Below are 15,180 nucleotides of genomic sequence, written 5' to 3'. Positions count from 1 at the left end.
ATAAAACCAATGCAGTATTGATTCATAGAAAACTATAGCAATAATTCTTACTCGATAGCACAGCTTTTGAAAATTTCGACAATGAGATTTATATAGGCTCTTCTTAATGAAGAGCCTTTTAAAGTTAGTGTACAAGAATATAACGACCATTTTGTAACATATAACGATGGCCATTGTAATAAACATATTGTGGTTTTGCCTTGTGATAAGAAACTTTATGTTCGGTTACAACGCCAACGCCTGTATCAACAACCTTACCAACCCCATTACCTACAGCAGCACCAGTATCGGCTATAAAACCCACCCCGGTACCTACCACATTAGCACCATATTTTACTCCGGCACCTACAGTTGAATTGCTGTATTGGCTGGCCTGATCCATTGTATTGCAACCAACCAAACTTAAAGACATGAGCAATGCTGAAGATGTAACGATTACTTTCATTATTTTCTCCTTGAACCCATAACAATGACTTCTATATGTATATATAGTTTATAAATTAATCATTTGTTAGTGTTTCTTTGAGAAATAAATTATTTGAACCATTGATAAAAATTAAGAATTTAACTCATAACAATCAGAAATTAACTTAAGTTTTTTAAACAAAATAAAGTTGGATTATGCATATCAGAATTGAAATTTTGCGTCTTCATTTAAATTTAATGACATTGGGAAAATGGAATATTTATTGTAGGTAATGCCTTAAATCCAAATCGATTTATAAACCATTCAATTTAATGCATTACCTGTATTCATGTAATTTAGCTTATTAGAAATCATCTTGATAAGAATCAGGAAGATTTTCTTGAAAGTTTTTAAAATTTTCTTCCGCTTCATTCTTCTTTTCAATATTAAAACAATCCTTTCGCTCTGCAGGATCTTGTATGCTGTCACAATTATTATTATTTGGATTTACTGAATTAACTGCAAATGCATTCAACGAGCATAATGCCATAATAAAAACTAATTTTTTCATAATTGACTCATAAATTCATTTTCTTGATAGAGTAATCATACCTAATTCAAACAATAAAATATATGCACAGCGTATATAAAGTGGCGATTCAAGTGGTATACCCATACAACTCTCCTCTGTAGCTGCATTTCGAAAAATCTTTTAGATTTTTCATTAAGTATTACTCTGGTAATTATGAACTTAACATTTATAGTTTTGATTTATTTTCAATACTTACTAAGGAGAAACTGCGGTGGCAAGGGAAAACAAAAATTACTCCAGAACATACGGAACATTCTATCCAATGTATCATTATAGTTTAGTTGTAATCTATTTCATATTTATCAGAGCAGGCAACAGCATGCTCTGATAAAACTTGGATTCATCAGAACATAGCTGAGTTAAACGCCAAATCCAGCCCCTGTCGATAGCCTTTTAATTGTTCCTGTTGAGACTCATCAACCATAAATTGCTCAGCCGCTGTAATTGCTGCATAGGGTAACGGTTTAATTACCGCGGTATAAAAGGCATTGTGATTAACATTACCAAATAAACTTCTATCTTGTGGTAGATTTTCCATTTTTTGACTTATTTGCTGCATTTGAAGTTCTAATGATTCTATTTGTGCCATTGCTGCTGCTGCAAAATGATAGACACCATACAATCCACCCAAGACAAGTGGCAAACTAATAATCAGAGGTGCAATAGTAAAAACCAATACTAACCCTGTAGTAACTGCCAATAAAGATAATGCCGCATTACAACTATTATCAGTAATGGATAATAATTGCTGGTTAAAGGCTGAAATTTCCTTAATGAATCCAGTTAAATTTTCCTTATTTTTGGCAAAGTTAATATCATCATAAATTTTATTATTATGACTTTGCTTTCCGTGTATTGACGCAAGATGACTGAGCATTTGATCAATAATATAGATTAGGTCAGAAACCTTCCCCTTACGTATATAGGCCATAACAAGATTATGCAGTGATTTAGACCAGTGAGGCTGTAAATTAATAAATTCTTGAGCATAAATATTTAATTGTTTCGTAAACTCAGCGGGTATTTCCCCAATGTTTAGCGCTTTCTTTCCCCCGAAAAAAGTCCCTGAATATTGAGGTAATCCATCAGCAAATGACTTATTTCTTGCTGTCAGAGTATTTAGCAAACTGACATACATATAAAATTTTCCAAAATGGTCGGTATCTTGATTTTCAATGTGTTGACATAAAACTGCTAATTGACTTGATGGCATTTTTTTCTCACCGCAAAAAAAAGGCGATAATATAATAATGTTTATTATTAGTCACTCATTTTGCGATTTAAAAGTCCTCATAGTCCATTTACAGTCCTTAAACCCAGCTCTCGCACTAATACAGCGCTACATTTGCTTCGCTTTTATTATGCCAATCTGAGTATTGGTTACTTATTATCTTTAACTGGTTATTGGGCATAATCAACATTCTAAGTTAGAATAAAACTTTAAACACTATTCATGAAATGAAAAAAACTTTAAAGCGGGTAATAGGTTTATACTGCTGCATTTCTTTAAAACTATATGCAGTTAGTTTTCCTCAAAAATCGATTAGTTACTCTACCGGGATCGGCGCACCAATAACTACCGCAACCGCTGATACCCTGGATAAAGGTGAAATAGGTATCAGTCAAAGACTAGAATATTACCCCAGTATCCCTCTTTCTGATACCACCCTTTTGCAGCATCCTTTAACCGAAAGCCAACAGTCTAACTTTGCGAATTATATTCTGGCATTTTATGGACTTGAAAAAAATATAACCATTGGCGCCAGCCTACCTTATGTGCTTAACTCCTCTATCTCTGCTGTTAATTTCAATGAAGAAACAAATATTGGAAACATTATTGATTTAGGAAGTTCTTCTGGAATAGGTGATACCAACTTCTTCTCTATGTGGCGATTGTTGGATGAGGATAAGTATCCCACCTCACTGGCTATACTTTCTGGAATTAATGCCCCAACGGGTAAAACCACAGCAAGAGATAACTATGGAATACTATTTTCCGCATCGGATCAACCAGGGAGTGGTGCCTGGACTCCATTTGCAGGAATTATTGTTTCCAAAAAATTTAACAACTTTTCTTTAAGTACAAATTTAATTTACACTCAAAGTACCGAGGGTACACAGCAGACAACCATAGGCTCACTATTTGATTATAATTTTGCGACTGTTATAGAGCTTTATAAAAGTGAACAGGATAAATTACACATTGATGGAATTATAGAGCTTAATGGCGAATACGCCGCAAAAGATCATATCGCAGGGCTAACAGATCCAAACAGTGGTGGAAATAGTATTTTTATATTACCGGGCTTAAGAGTAAATATACATAAGGATGTTTCCTTTTATTTGGGTGCTAATATCCCATTAATACAACACTACTTCGGAACGCAAGTAAACAGTGCATATGGGCTCACTGGCGGTATCGATCTCAGTATCTAAAGCTTTTGAGGCCGTTCAAATTCAGACAAAGCATCAGAAAACATTGGTTTAGGTATTTTTAGATTCGGCTGCGTATGAGAGAAGCTATTTTGAGACAGAGAGCCCCTGATAACCTTCCTTGGTGCGGGAAATATGCTATAAATTAAGATTATATACAAGGAGGATAATATTTATCGTTCGTATCCTGTGTTTCTTCTTTTTTGGGAGCTTTATCAAGATAATGTTGTTTCACTTGTTTTGAAAAGAAGCCTATCTCAGCTTTTGCTGCTTTTTCATTCCAAGTTTCGTTCAGAACCTCCGACTCTTTTTTCTCGCATTGGTGTCGAACACGGTATAGCTCATCTGGATCCGAAACAGGATCCACATCAGCTAGTGCTTCCAATGAGTCTCTTTCTATCTGATCTAGTTTTATCTTTCTTACCTCACCACAAATACTTATGACCGCTTCAGGATGATGTTGGAAACCGATGGTGTAATATTTCCCTGTCTTTTTTTCAACACTTTCAACTAATCCATCAAATTTATTACGTCCTGTAACTCGAAGACTGTTATTATCTTGATTCTCCTCTACATGTTGATGATGAAGACAAGTAACATTATATTCTATATTACTCTTATCTTTATGTTTGAGTTTAGAATGTAACGCATTATACAATTGGCTTCCTTCTGCAACGACTACTTTATTATTAAAGGTAGCATCTTGGGTTTCTTTATAAACGGTATCAAAATGCTCATAATGAAGTTCATGCTGCTCAGCATCTTCGGGTATGTCAGTTACTTTATAACCATGATAATGTCCAACTGTTTGTTGTCCACGACATATACCTAAAAGAGGGATATCTCGACTCTCGGCTAATTTTGTAAGTTCTCCTTCAAATTTCTTACGCGGATCACTATCATCATGTACTGGAACATTGGGCCCCCCTGGTAAATAGATACCATCTATCCTACCGTTAAAAGCGGGATGACCTAATCCTTCCTGGGGTGTAACTGGAATAACATCAAATCCTTTACCTTTTAGATAATCAATCAAAAGGTCGCAATAGATTGTACCTCCCTCGCTATCATAAAGTATGATAATTTTTGGCTTTTCTTCCGAATGCTTTAATTGTTCTTTTTCATCCTTATTTAAAGTGTATTCGAATTTTGGCTTCTCTTTGTTTGTATTTTTTGTGGAGCCAAGATTGGATAAATATTCTGTAAATTTCTGAAACATAATAGCGTACCTTAATTCATAATTTAGACAACAAATCATATTTGCTCGCCTAATATACAGATTGTACTCCTTGAATATTAAGTAACTATTATTAGCGCATATTATTTTTATTAAATATTTATAAATTCGGTATTTGCTCATTTTGTGCAGTACTCCCAACAAGATGGATGCCCTCCTTGATGCACTGGAACAATTTATATGGGAAGAATCTACGAGACTATGCAATGAGTGCAGATTACTTCAATACGGATTGGTATTATTTGAACAGCATCAATTTGAAAATTTTTTTCGTAAAATTTACCAGGAAAGGTCTCTTACGTTTTTGTAGCTTCAGTAAACCATTGCTTTGAGTTTGCCTCGATCGCGTCTTCCCCTCGCGCAAGACATTTAAGTGGCGTGATGATGCCTTTCGAGGAAAGAGGATTGGGAAAAAGAAATATCATGAATAGTTATAGATGATGTGCTGTGGAGTTGCCTGCTACAGTTCGCTCTTTGCCTTCCTTGGCTTATAAGAGGAATATGGTAGTAATGAGATTTAGATCCAGAGAGTATGATATACACTTGAATCTCCATCACCAGGTTGTTTTTCTTTTTGCTTCGACTCTTGTTCAAGAAAGTGTTTTTTAACTTGCTTAGTAAAAAAACGCATCTCTGCCTTGGCAGCTCTTTCATCTATTGATTCTGAACGAGCGTTCCTTAGTTTTTGAGCAAATGTAATTTCTGTTTCTAAAGCTATCTCGGGATCAAAATAATTCGCTGTATATCGGCCTTCTTCAGCTTCTTTTTCCGCCTGGATAATTTTTTCTTCTCTTGCACTCTCAAAAGAATGTATAAGTACTTCTGGATGATGTTGCACACCAAATGAATAATATTTCCCCGTTTTTATTTCAATGCTTTCGATTGTATTATCAAATTTATTACGACCTGTTATTTGTACATCACTATGACTTGAATTATCCAGTATATGTTGATGATGAAGGCAGGTAACCGAATACACCATAGGCCCATCCTTATCCTTAAATTCACTCTGTAATACGGCATACAATTGACTTCCTTTTTCAACAACAACTGTATTATTTACATCTGGATTACTCGCGTTATTCTCACCAGCATAATGCGTCTCATAATCTGACAAATCCTTTACCTCCAAACTATTATGATGCCCAATAGCTTGCTCACCGCGACATATCCCCATAAGAGGAATATCCTGAGTGCGTGCCAGTCGTGTCAGTTGGCCTTCAAACTTCGTACGCGGATCATTATCATCGTCAACAGGGATATCTGAACCACCAGGCAAATAAATACCGTCAATAGAATTACTTGTAAATGTAGGATGATTTAATCCTTCATCTGGAGAAACCCTGATTACGTCTAATCCATCATTTTCAAAATGCTGAATTGCCAGGTCAGCATTCTTTGAACCATTATTTTCATCATAAAGGGCAACAATTTTTGGTTTAACTTCTGAATTCCTTAGCTGTTTCTTTTCATCAGCATTTAATTCATATAGGAAATTCGATTGTTCTTCATTATTGGTTTCAGAACGGGTTTCTGAAAATAAAGCACTAAATGGTGACCAACTTCGTGAAAACATAATACACCCTCTCCATGAAATACAATTATTTTTGCAGGATAGATATTAACACACATAGGTAATACCCACATGAGGCCAGGCATTGAATTTTAAATTTAAAAACTAGTATGATGATTTTTTAACTATTTTACTTGCGTTCTTTTGAGGATCATTTTTTTTCAACATCTCAGTAATAAAATCATCAGAAATTGGATGGCAGTGAATCGAAGGAAAATCAATGAAAAAACATCCATGGTTTAATATCCTCTATTCGATTAGGCACCCGATTGCTATTTTTTGTACAATAGTTGGTTTTTTTATCATTCAGCACGTTGCATTACTGTTATATATCAAACCCTATCAACCACTTGATATCTTAAAACTAAGTCAGATGTTATGGCATTCAAACAGTTTATTTTTACAAATGATTTTGATATTTAATATATTTATTAAACCACTGTTCATTTATTTCTTTGTGATTTTTTTATTTTATTGCTTTAAAAATAAGAATCTATAAAATTTCTTATTCTTTTGTTCTTTAAAATCAAAAGGCGTTATTTGAGATAACTTCGAATCATGGGGAAGTAACAACCGCTCAAGACAGTTGCTCCCTTTCACTACCATTTTTTAGCTCGGTAATTTACGGAAGCTTACTGCGATACGATTCCAGCTATTGATAGTAATAATTGCCATTGTAAGATCAATGATCTCCTTTTCACCGAAACATGTTAAAACTTCATTATAAATATCATCAGGAAACTCTCCAATTCTATAATTTATAGCATATCCAATCCCGTGAAGTGCGCGCCTCATGCACAGAAGATAAATAAATACCTACATCTAGACTATTCATAATTATCATCATTTCAAGAAAAACTAAGATTAGGTTCCTCACTTATTCTTGCTATAAAGCACATAAAAAAATAAAGTAGTACTCTATTCTTGTTCAGGGAAAATTACATGAATTTACTTAATCGCTATTCAAGCAAAAAAACAAAACGTTTATCTCTATTTTTTATTCTGTTCTTTTCTAAAAGCCTATTTGCCAACGACACTGCCTTGGGAGGAAATGGATCGTTACCTATCCCTGTTTCGCAGCCTGATATTAAGATGGTTAAAGAAGTTATAATAATAACAGGTAAGAAATTAAATACTTCAGAATGGGATGGCTCCTGGCACTACAGCTGTGATTTTCAATTTAAAAATACTTTAAACAAAAAAATCGAAGTAGCTATGGGCTTCCCTTTTCCAGTAAATAATGGAATGAGTGCAATTGCCCTTCCCCAAGGCCAAAAAACCAGTGAAGGAAAAGCGCTGGTTTATAACTTCCAAGTTCGAGTTGATAATACGTCTGTTGCTTCCCATAAAGAGAAAATCGCCCCTAATGAGGATAAAGGCTTATACTATAATGATGCTTATGTATGGGACACTACGTTCCCGGCGTTAGCAACCGTTTCCATTCATCATGATTATGAAACGGGTGCAACTTATGATGTGATGGGTTTTCACTGGGTTTCGTATGTACTCAAAACCGGGGCACTATGGCATGATAATACCATTGGCCACACCCAATTAGAGGTCATTCCCAACACCCCCACACGTTTATGTTCCGAGGTAGATCCCAAATCAGAATATCTTAGGCCTAAACCTGCTGGCATAAAGATTATGGGTAATGGCAAAGACAGAAAATATGTATGGAATTTGTCTCATTTTCAACCTAAAGTTGATTTGCAACTTTGTTTATATACCCCGAAAAGTTATGTTCGCCACACTATGATTTATCCCGTGTTAAATTCAGATAATCCCATTAACTCTTTATCAAAATTAAGTGCCAAAGAATTACAGATTCTCCGTAATACGGTTTATGCCCAATACGGCCGGCGATTCAACTCCCCCGACTTGCAAAACTACTTCAAAAAGCAATGGTGGTATGAACCTAATCCTGATTATTCAGATAACATGTTAACTAAAGAAGATAAAAAATTATTATCATTAATTAATCAATTGAATAAACAATAAACTGAACATCAGAGCGTAATGTATGGGGTTGAGACATGAGGAGATAATCCTATAGATACCTTAGCCCCAAACTTAATACCCGCAATATTCATTACCTTTTTTTACCATATCGCTCTTCTCCATCTTCCTCGGAGCGTCCATGTTTTTTAGATTGATTTGAAATAGGCTCTTTTATACCGCTCTTATTTTGAAAAAATTCCATCCAACCTGTATAAGTACCAGGTTTTTGTGGGGATGATATTTTCAGCAGTACACTTGGTCCCCACATTAAAGATATATAGCGCTCATCAGAGAGCATTGCTAATTCATCGACTGTAAATGGAGTGTTACCGCCCACCTCTCCATAACTTTCAGCCATTATAGAAAAATACTCCATACAACGTTCATATATTCTTTCATTCGAAATATCAACCTCTGAATAATGAGGCAATTTTTCTGCCTTTGCCATCTTTACTTTGGAGCGTAAAACCATTTCATATGCAGCTTTGTAATGACTGTCCAGCATATACGTTTGAAGATGAGGTAATCCAAGCTCCTTACCAAAACATAGTAACAGGGAATTGAAAACAAAAGGTGAGCGACAACTAAAACTAAATTGCTTTGAATCTAATGGCGCATTGGAAGAATGTTGAGAATCCTCTACAGAGTCTAACCCCATTTCCCAAAGACTTTGACCATTGTTTGCTTTAACTGAAACCAGAATATGTAACAATTGAACAAAATTAAGCTTCTGTTCTGATTTAATATTTAAATCAATATCGCCCTTTTCTACCGCGTGGGCAAATGCTTCAAGCAATAGTCGATGAGTATAAGAACCATGTAAAAGAACACGATTGACTTGCTTATTTTCATTAAAAAGTTGACCGCTTGAAACAATGCGATCCGCTATCATGCTACTAACAAAACCAATAAACTTAACGATAAATCCATTTTTATTTACATCACGCAAACCCTCGCGTTCTAATAATAACGTATCCAGCATCCTTCCCTTTTTCAAAGGTTGATAGTCAGGTGGAGGAGCTCCAGGTATGTAGTTTCCTCTTCCTGCAATTAAATAAGTAGGAAGTGAATTTTGTTGTGAGGGTACAATTTGATTTTCTTCCATTGATTTTCCCAGCACCTCATCTAAATCTTTAAGGTGATGTGCAACGTTTAACGGATCATAAGCAAAACTTATTAGTTGATTAGCAATGTTTGCTATTTCATCAGGAGTTAAATCATTTAATAAAAATTCGGGGATTTTTAAATCATCGGCTTTGACAAGAGGAGGAGGTGCCTTTGATGCTTGAATCGTGATCTGCTCATTATCGACCGTGAAATTTGGCTCTAGCGCACATTTATCAAAAAAATCCGCGCTCTTATACGTAGGATCTTGAGTTAATTTCTTTACCTGCCTGGTAACAGTAACACCAGTTGATTGGGTTATCGGCAAATCATTCTCATCGCGACTAAGCATTTATTACCTCAATAATTAATTGCGAGTTACACCATTAATTATAGGAGATGATTTAAGAAAATGATTTTAAAATACTACGGTTGATCTCGTAAAAACCAACCAGAAGCTAAAGAGCATTGCCCTATACCCAGCTATAAAACTTTGTTGCTTAAATCAGAAGGTTCACCCAAAGCGTAAAGCTCAGGTAAACTCCTAGTTTTCATGAGGCCATGACTACTGAGTTGCTCAGTTTCTATAGAACAAATCTCTCCTGGTTTATGGCCATGAGTATATCTATTGGATAGATATTTGGGAGCTGTTTTTTTCTGATCTACTTTTTTTTCACCCATTGATTCTTTGGGTTTTTGGGGTGTCTCCAGTAAACGATTAATGTCATCAAGAACCATATCTGAGCCATGAACTAGATCTTGTTGTTCTTTATAAATATTGTACTGCAACTTATGAATAGAGGCTCTATGCTCCCCAAAAATCATATAGCCTTGTTTTCTGGTTTCATAATGATAATAAGCAAGGGCTCCGGCCAGTATTAATCCTACACCTAAAGCAACACCGATGCCGATTGGACCAGCAGAAATGATAAGGGCAGCCAAGCTGGTACCAAGAATTTCGGCGCCCACTGCCAAGCCCAGCCCCATAATACCCAAGGCTCCTGAGTATGTGCATAAAAAACTACCAGCAGAACTTAATGCAACAAGTATTTTATCATTCCTCGTTACATAATCAGCCGCATTTTTTTCATCGCCTTTAACAAGTGTAGGTTTTTGTATGGTCTTGGTTAATTCTTCCTTCATCAACGCCAGTTCTTTTTTTTCTTCAGAAGTTAACGACTGTTGAGAGGCAAGTTTTGCTATTCTTTTTCTAATTCCCTGCAGAAAAGCCAGTTCCGCTTGTAATTCTTCCAATTCACGAATAGCATTTCTTTCTGATTGATTTTTCTTATAATTAGCATACATGATCATGCTAAATCCTATAATGGAAATAATGGCAAACGCAATATTCAAGCCCGAAGCCACCGCAGCACTGGCTCCAGCCAATAATCCGGTATAGGCAAACGATTCAGTTAATTCTGCTAGAGATGCAGAAGGGCAAAACGTTTCTAACAATGCAGCCCAAAGACTTTTACTCTGCAAACTGCCTATGTGTTTTTGCCGCCGGATCAAAGCTTGATCAATATGGCTTTTTGCATAGCCAGGTGCAGATTCAAGTAGCAGAAGTTTTTTATAAATCAGGTCATCTTTTAAATTGGCCGCAATAACAAGCGGTATTTCACCTTTATTATTTGGCACATTAAGCAGGGTTATTGCTTCACGCTGAGAAGCCTTAAGTGTTGCTACTTTAACGCTACGATCTTTATCGATCCATTTTTCTTTTCTTTTTCTGTCTTTTGCTGCTGGTGAAATTCCAAGCATTTCATTGACTATATTAAAATAGCCTTGTTGTACTGCAAGGTGTAATGCACTGTTCCCTTCCCTGTTTTTCAGAGAAATATCCGCACCGTGCGCAAGTAAGTGTTTTACGAAATACAAAGAACCGTTCTCCACCGCAATATGGAGTAGCGTATTGCCTTGCTCATCAACCTCGTTGAGACGTTCCTTGCTATATGATCCAATATTTTGCTTAAAAACTTCCTTGTTGTTGTTCAAAAGAACTTTTTTCATCGACTCAATCATGTTGATTTTCCAGATTAAAAAATGAATGAGTCATTATAACAAGAAAAAGTTAAGTAAAGATTATAGGCATCCAATATGACTTAATTAGATGTATGTACATAATATTGGACTTTATAAATCATCGGCTTTGATTTGGAAGAAAAGAAGAATCCTCCTTCTAAACATACCAATTCCTGTTCTGTTAGTTAATGCAAGTTCAACAGAAGGAGTAGACAGCAATTCATTATGCATTTATAAAAATTAGCTTTAAAAGATGCATAGACTTCAGGTAGTGGAGCCCAATGGTCAAGCTTCCTTAGAATACTCAAAAGAAATTTTTTCCAAAATTTCCTCAATGGGTAAGCCCATAACATTGTAATAGGAACCTTTTATTTCTTTAACAAATGTATCACGTACTGTCTGAATGCCATACCCCCCAGCTTTATCGAAAGGATCTCCTGAATCAATATAATTTAGAATTTGCTGCTCTGTAAGTTTGTGAAAAGTAATATGCGTTGTTACATAGTTAATGCACCACTTTTGTTCTGGTAAAAAAATCAGAGTATAACCAGTATAGACTTCATGGGATTTGCCACTAAGCATACGTAACATTCTATACGCGTCTTCATAATCTCGGGGTTTTTCTAAAATATGATTTTGATAAGCCACTGTAGTGTCTGCCGCCAAAATGAAATCCGCAGTATCTACTGCTGACTGTACCAAAATAGTGTGAGCTTTTTCTTGAGCCAACCGAGTTACATAGTCCTTAGCCCCTTCATCTTGTTGTAAAATTTCTTCAATATCAGCAGGCATGGCCACGGCATTCAACCCGTGCTCTTGCAATATTTGTAACCGTCTTGGGGATGCACTGGCTAGAATGACTTTTAATTGATGGTTTAATTTCATAAAAATAATCGCTTGATGTTTATAATACGATAGATAAATTCTACAACTTTTTTAAAAAGAAACTAAAAACAGGATAATTTACTGAAATTACTATAAATTTGCGCGCACATAATACCAATCATTTTAAGCATTTGTTTTATATATTCCCAAAACCAGTACAATCCAGCCAAGGATAAAGCATGTGCCGCCAATTGGAGTGACAATTCCAATAACTTTTACGTTCAACACACTCATTAAGTATAAGCTTCCTGAAAAGAGCAAAATTCCCATAACAAACAACCATCCTGAAATTCGGATGAACCGGTTATTAATATGCAAAAGAATCCCCCCAACGAATAATAAAGCTAAACTATGAGTAAATTGATAAAAAACTCCTGTTTGAAAAATATGCATCTGATATTCGCTTAATTGTGTCTTTAAACCATGAGCAGCAAAGGCACCTAAAATTGTAGCAACCATTGCTGATAAAGCACCGATCGCAATAAAATGCTTGAACATTGTTTCAGAAATAGAAGACATCGTTCACATCCTGCTAACCGTCACAAATGAATAAAAAGCGACTATTTTGAATATTATTTTGGACATCTTATTTCTCCTTTCCTAAAATTACAATGATATGAATCGTTTTAAGCCTCGATAAGGACAATAATCATGTGTCGATTCGTAGCTTACATAGGAAAAGAGGATATTTTATTAGCTAATCTATTAGTTAAACCTAACAATTCGCTTATAAAGCAAAGCCTCTTGGCTCGTGAATCACGTACTCTTACCAATGGAGATGGATTTGGCTTGGGATGGTATACTCCTTTTGATAAGACACCGGCTTTATTCACTTCACTTTTTCCTGCGTGGAATGATCGCAATTTTTCCTATATAGCAAAAAAAACCAGGGCTCAGCTTTTTTTTGCTCATATACGCGCAGCAAGTACTGGGGGTATTTCTCATTTTAATTGCCATCCTTTTATATATAAAAACTGGCTATTTATGCATAACGGATTTATTCCTTTCTTCAAAAAAATTAAACGCCAAATTAGTAATTTATTAGATGATGATATTTATAGCTGGATTAAAGGAAGTACCGACTCAGAATTGATTTTTGCTTTATTTTTGCAATTAGCAAAAAATTTAAAAATAAAAAACTCTCATGATATACACAACATTTTACTAAAAACATTACAAATAATTAATGAGTTAGTAAAACAATATCATAAAAAAGCAGTAAGCTACTTTAATATTTGCATCACTGATGGGAAACGTATCGTCGCTTTTCGTTATTGTACTTCTGCACGAACCAAACCTGAAACAATGTATTTCTCATTAAGTGAGAGTCTTGCAAAAAGCGCAACAAAAGAAACGGTTTACAATTATGTAATTATTGCTTCTGAAAAATTGTCAACTAATGGATTTAAATGGCAAATTATACCAGTGAACCATTGCTTCATGGTTGAGTCGAATTTAAGTATTTCATTACAAAAACTTTAGTCTAAATACTTAAGGACCAAGCAATGCATATTAAAAAAATTGGAAATTATAAAATTGATTGCGAATTATTTAAAAAAAATTTAGTTGCTGAAACGCAACTTTTAAAAGAATGGTTTGCAAAAGACTATTTTAAATCTGAATCCATCAATGGAGGTGCTGAAATTGAGTTTCTTATTTTAGATAAGGAGTATCAATTATCACCTCATAATCATTTTTTTACGAAAAAACTTAAAGAATTGGTAAGAGAAGCAGGAACTGCTCAATTAGAAATTAATACTCCTGTTTTTCCTTTAAAAGATAATTTTTTATCCTTTCTACATCAAAGTATTTTATCTCTATGGAATAAATGTTGTGAAATGGCCTGTAACTCCCAACATCATTTGGCGCTCATCGGCTCTATACCTCAAGCAGATCCAGCTCTTTTTAGTCATTTATATATTACACCCCAAAAAATTTATCTTTTAATGAATGAGTTTGTAGCTAAATATCGAAAAGGAGAACCTTTGTCCATTCATATAAATGGGGAAAAAGAAAATCTTCTTTTATATCCAGAATCTTTAGCTATAGAAGGATTAATATGTTCTTTGCAACTTCATATAGAAGTTCCTCAACATCAATTAACTCATTATTTTAATATAATTCAAATATTATCAGCCCCTTTATTGGCTCTTAGTAGTAATTCACCTTACTTTTGTGGGAAACACTTATGGAGCGAAACAAGAATCAGCATTTTTGAACAACTTTATACTTTTCCATTTCCATTGCAAAAAACCGTTTTTCTTGAACCTAATTATTTGCAAGACACTTTGTTTTCCATTTTTAAAAATAACCTAAGTAATTTTCCTTATCTCTTGCCGCTTGCTGCGTATAAAGAACCTATTAATCAAATGTTTCATGTGAGATGTCAAAATAGTTGTATTTTCCGTTGGAACAGACCCATTTTGGACTTTAATCGACAGAATGAGCCCTATTTAAGAATAGAACACCGTGTATTATCTTCTGGCCCAACTGTAGTGGATATGATAGCAAATGCCGCATTTTTTTATGGTATAACTAATTATTATGCTAATAACCTGCCCTCCTTAACCTCTTTAATTTCTCATGAATCTATCTTAAAAAATTTTTATGAATCAGCTCGTTACGGATTAGAAGCGAGACTGAATTGGAATTCTGGCAAGATTAAGGCGAGTACCCTTTTAAAAAACTTATTACCTCTGGCTTTTAAAGGGCTTGAAGATTTGGGAGTTGACATCCTGGAGGCGCATTTTTATTTGGATATAATTAAAACCAGGCTTGAGAGAAATCAAAATGGAAGTATATGGCAAGATAAATTTCTTGCGAAACACAAAAATGATTTTAATGGCCTGCTTGAGCAGTATATTAAAAATCAATACTCAGAAACTCCAGTTGCTGAGTGGGGTTTAAATTAATAGGCTCGGGCAGCA

Annotated in this window: 14 protein-coding genes; 5 read left to right on the top strand and 9 right to left on the bottom strand. The window is 34.9% G+C overall.

The window, feature by feature from the left end; translation table 11 throughout:
* Positions 1 to 124 precede the first annotated feature (124 nt).
* The 3 genes from DGG96_RS02295 to DGG96_RS02285 all read right to left on the bottom strand — a co-directional run bounded on the left by DGG96_RS02295 (position 125) and on the right by DGG96_RS02285 (position 2,211).
* Positions 125 to 445: a hypothetical protein gene (locus DGG96_RS02295; protein WP_110141405.1), complete on the bottom strand. Its 321-nt coding sequence runs from the start codon at positions 443 to 445 to the stop codon at positions 125 to 127.
* 325 nt (positions 446 to 770) lie between these two features.
* Positions 771 to 956, bottom strand: a complete 186-nt coding sequence (locus tag DGG96_RS02290) for a hypothetical protein (protein WP_240610425.1) — start codon at positions 954 to 956, stop codon at positions 771 to 773.
* Between the two features lie 385 nt (positions 957 to 1,341).
* The gene (locus tag DGG96_RS02285; RefSeq protein WP_110141403.1) at positions 1,342 to 2,211 is read right to left on the bottom strand and encodes a hypothetical protein; all 870 of its coding nucleotides are present in this window, start codon (positions 2,209 to 2,211) and stop codon (positions 1,342 to 1,344) included.
* A 245-nt stretch (positions 2,212 to 2,456) separates the two neighbouring features.
* Between DGG96_RS02285 and DGG96_RS02280 the strand changes: the two genes are divergently transcribed.
* On the top strand, positions 2,457 to 3,434 hold the full coding sequence (locus tag DGG96_RS02280) for a transporter (protein ID WP_110141402.1): 978 nt from the start codon (positions 2,457 to 2,459) through the stop codon (positions 3,432 to 3,434).
* 148 nt (positions 3,435 to 3,582) lie between these two features.
* On the opposite strand, the gene DGG96_RS02275 is transcribed toward DGG96_RS02280, so the two are convergent.
* A complete protein-coding gene (locus DGG96_RS02275) occupies positions 3,583 to 4,650 on the bottom strand; it encodes a gamma-glutamyl-gamma-aminobutyrate hydrolase family protein (RefSeq protein ID WP_110141401.1) in 1,068 nt (355 codons plus the stop codon).
* A gap of 535 nt (positions 4,651 to 5,185) precedes the next feature.
* On the bottom strand, positions 5,186 to 6,244 hold the full coding sequence (locus DGG96_RS02270) for a gamma-glutamyl-gamma-aminobutyrate hydrolase family protein (RefSeq protein WP_110141400.1): 1,059 nt from the start codon (positions 6,242 to 6,244) through the stop codon (positions 5,186 to 5,188).
* 217 nt (positions 6,245 to 6,461) lie between these two features.
* Here DGG96_RS02270 and DGG96_RS02265 point away from each other — a divergent pair, with 217 nt between their 5' ends.
* Positions 6,462 to 6,740, top strand: coding sequence for a hypothetical protein (locus DGG96_RS02265; protein WP_110141399.1), 279 nt, complete (start codon positions 6,462 to 6,464; stop codon positions 6,738 to 6,740).
* 443 nt (positions 6,741 to 7,183) lie between these two features.
* Positions 7,184 to 8,242: a YARHG domain-containing protein gene (locus tag DGG96_RS02255; RefSeq protein WP_110141397.1), complete on the top strand. Its 1,059-nt coding sequence runs from the start codon at positions 7,184 to 7,186 to the stop codon at positions 8,240 to 8,242.
* Positions 8,243 to 8,333: 91 nt separating this feature from the next.
* Here the strand turns inward: DGG96_RS02255 and DGG96_RS02250 are convergent, their stop codons facing one another.
* From DGG96_RS02250 to DGG96_RS02235, 4 genes are all read right to left on the bottom strand, one after another.
* A complete protein-coding gene (locus DGG96_RS02250) occupies positions 8,334 to 9,698 on the bottom strand; it encodes a hypothetical protein (protein ID WP_110141396.1) in 1,365 nt (454 codons plus the stop codon).
* Between the two features lie 131 nt (positions 9,699 to 9,829).
* Positions 9,830 to 11,368 (bottom strand): ankyrin repeat domain-containing protein, encoded by a 1,539-nt coding sequence (locus DGG96_RS02245; RefSeq protein WP_110141395.1) that lies wholly within the window; start codon positions 11,366 to 11,368, stop codon positions 9,830 to 9,832.
* 285 nt (positions 11,369 to 11,653) lie between these two features.
* Positions 11,654 to 12,253, bottom strand: coding sequence for a Maf family protein (locus tag DGG96_RS02240; RefSeq protein ID WP_110141394.1), 600 nt, complete (start codon positions 12,251 to 12,253; stop codon positions 11,654 to 11,656).
* A gap of 123 nt (positions 12,254 to 12,376) precedes the next feature.
* Entirely contained in the window at positions 12,377 to 12,772 is a 396-nt protein-coding gene (locus DGG96_RS02235; RefSeq protein ID WP_233590488.1) for a DUF423 domain-containing protein, read from the bottom strand.
* Between the two features lie 132 nt (positions 12,773 to 12,904).
* Here DGG96_RS02235 and DGG96_RS02230 point away from each other — a divergent pair, with 132 nt between their 5' ends.
* Both DGG96_RS02230 and DGG96_RS02225 read left to right on the top strand, forming a co-directional pair.
* Entirely contained in the window at positions 12,905 to 13,735 is an 831-nt protein-coding gene (locus tag DGG96_RS02230; RefSeq protein WP_110141393.1) for a class II glutamine amidotransferase, read from the top strand.
* Positions 13,736 to 13,758: 23 nt separating this feature from the next.
* On the top strand, positions 13,759 to 15,165 hold the full coding sequence (locus DGG96_RS02225; protein ID WP_110141392.1) for a glutamate-cysteine ligase family protein: 1,407 nt from the start codon (positions 13,759 to 13,761) through the stop codon (positions 15,163 to 15,165).
* Positions 15,166 to 15,180 lie beyond the last annotated feature (15 nt).

The organism is Legionella qingyii, assembly GCF_003184185.1.
The sequence above is the reverse complement of the archived record's forward strand: the minus strand, read 5'-3'. Positions and strand labels throughout refer to the sequence as shown.

What these genes read in the sequence shown, in the direction of transcription:
- DGG96_RS02295 (WP_110141405.1), bottom strand. Translation starts at nt 445, where the DNA reads ATGAAAGTAATCGTTACATCTTCAGCATTGCTCATGTCTTTAAGTTTG.
- DGG96_RS02290 (WP_240610425.1), bottom strand. Translation starts at nt 956, where the DNA reads ATGGCATTATGCTCGTTGAATGCATTTGCAGTTAATTCAGTAAATCCA.
- DGG96_RS02285 (WP_110141403.1), bottom strand. Translation starts at nt 2,211, where the DNA reads ATGCCATCAAGTCAATTAGCAGTTTTATGTCAACACATTGAAAATCAA.
- DGG96_RS02280 (WP_110141402.1), top strand. Translation starts at nt 2,457, where the DNA reads ATGAAAAAAACTTTAAAGCGGGTAATAGGTTTATACTGCTGCATTTCT.
- DGG96_RS02275 (WP_110141401.1), bottom strand. Translation starts at nt 4,650, where the DNA reads ATGTTTCAGAAATTTACAGAATATTTATCCAATCTTGGCTCCACAAAA.
- DGG96_RS02270 (WP_110141400.1), bottom strand. Translation starts at nt 6,244, where the DNA reads ATGTTTTCACGAAGTTGGTCACCATTTAGTGCTTTATTTTCAGAAACC.
- DGG96_RS02265 (WP_110141399.1), top strand. Translation starts at nt 6,462, where the DNA reads ATGAAAAAACATCCATGGTTTAATATCCTCTATTCGATTAGGCACCCG.
- DGG96_RS02255 (WP_110141397.1), top strand. Translation starts at nt 7,184, where the DNA reads ATGAATTTACTTAATCGCTATTCAAGCAAAAAAACAAAACGTTTATCT.
- DGG96_RS02250 (WP_110141396.1), bottom strand. Translation starts at nt 9,698, where the DNA reads ATGCTTAGTCGCGATGAGAATGATTTGCCGATAACCCAATCAACTGGT.
- DGG96_RS02245 (WP_110141395.1), bottom strand. Translation starts at nt 11,368, where the DNA reads ATGATTGAGTCGATGAAAAAAGTTCTTTTGAACAACAACAAGGAAGTT.
- DGG96_RS02240 (WP_110141394.1), bottom strand. Translation starts at nt 12,253, where the DNA reads ATGAAATTAAACCATCAATTAAAAGTCATTCTAGCCAGTGCATCCCCA.
- DGG96_RS02235 (WP_233590488.1), bottom strand. Translation starts at nt 12,772, where the DNA reads ATGTCTTCTATTTCTGAAACAATGTTCAAGCATTTTATTGCGATCGGT.
- DGG96_RS02230 (WP_110141393.1), top strand. Translation starts at nt 12,905, where the DNA reads ATGTGTCGATTCGTAGCTTACATAGGAAAAGAGGATATTTTATTAGCT.
- DGG96_RS02225 (WP_110141392.1), top strand. Translation starts at nt 13,759, where the DNA reads ATGCATATTAAAAAAATTGGAAATTATAAAATTGATTGCGAATTATTT.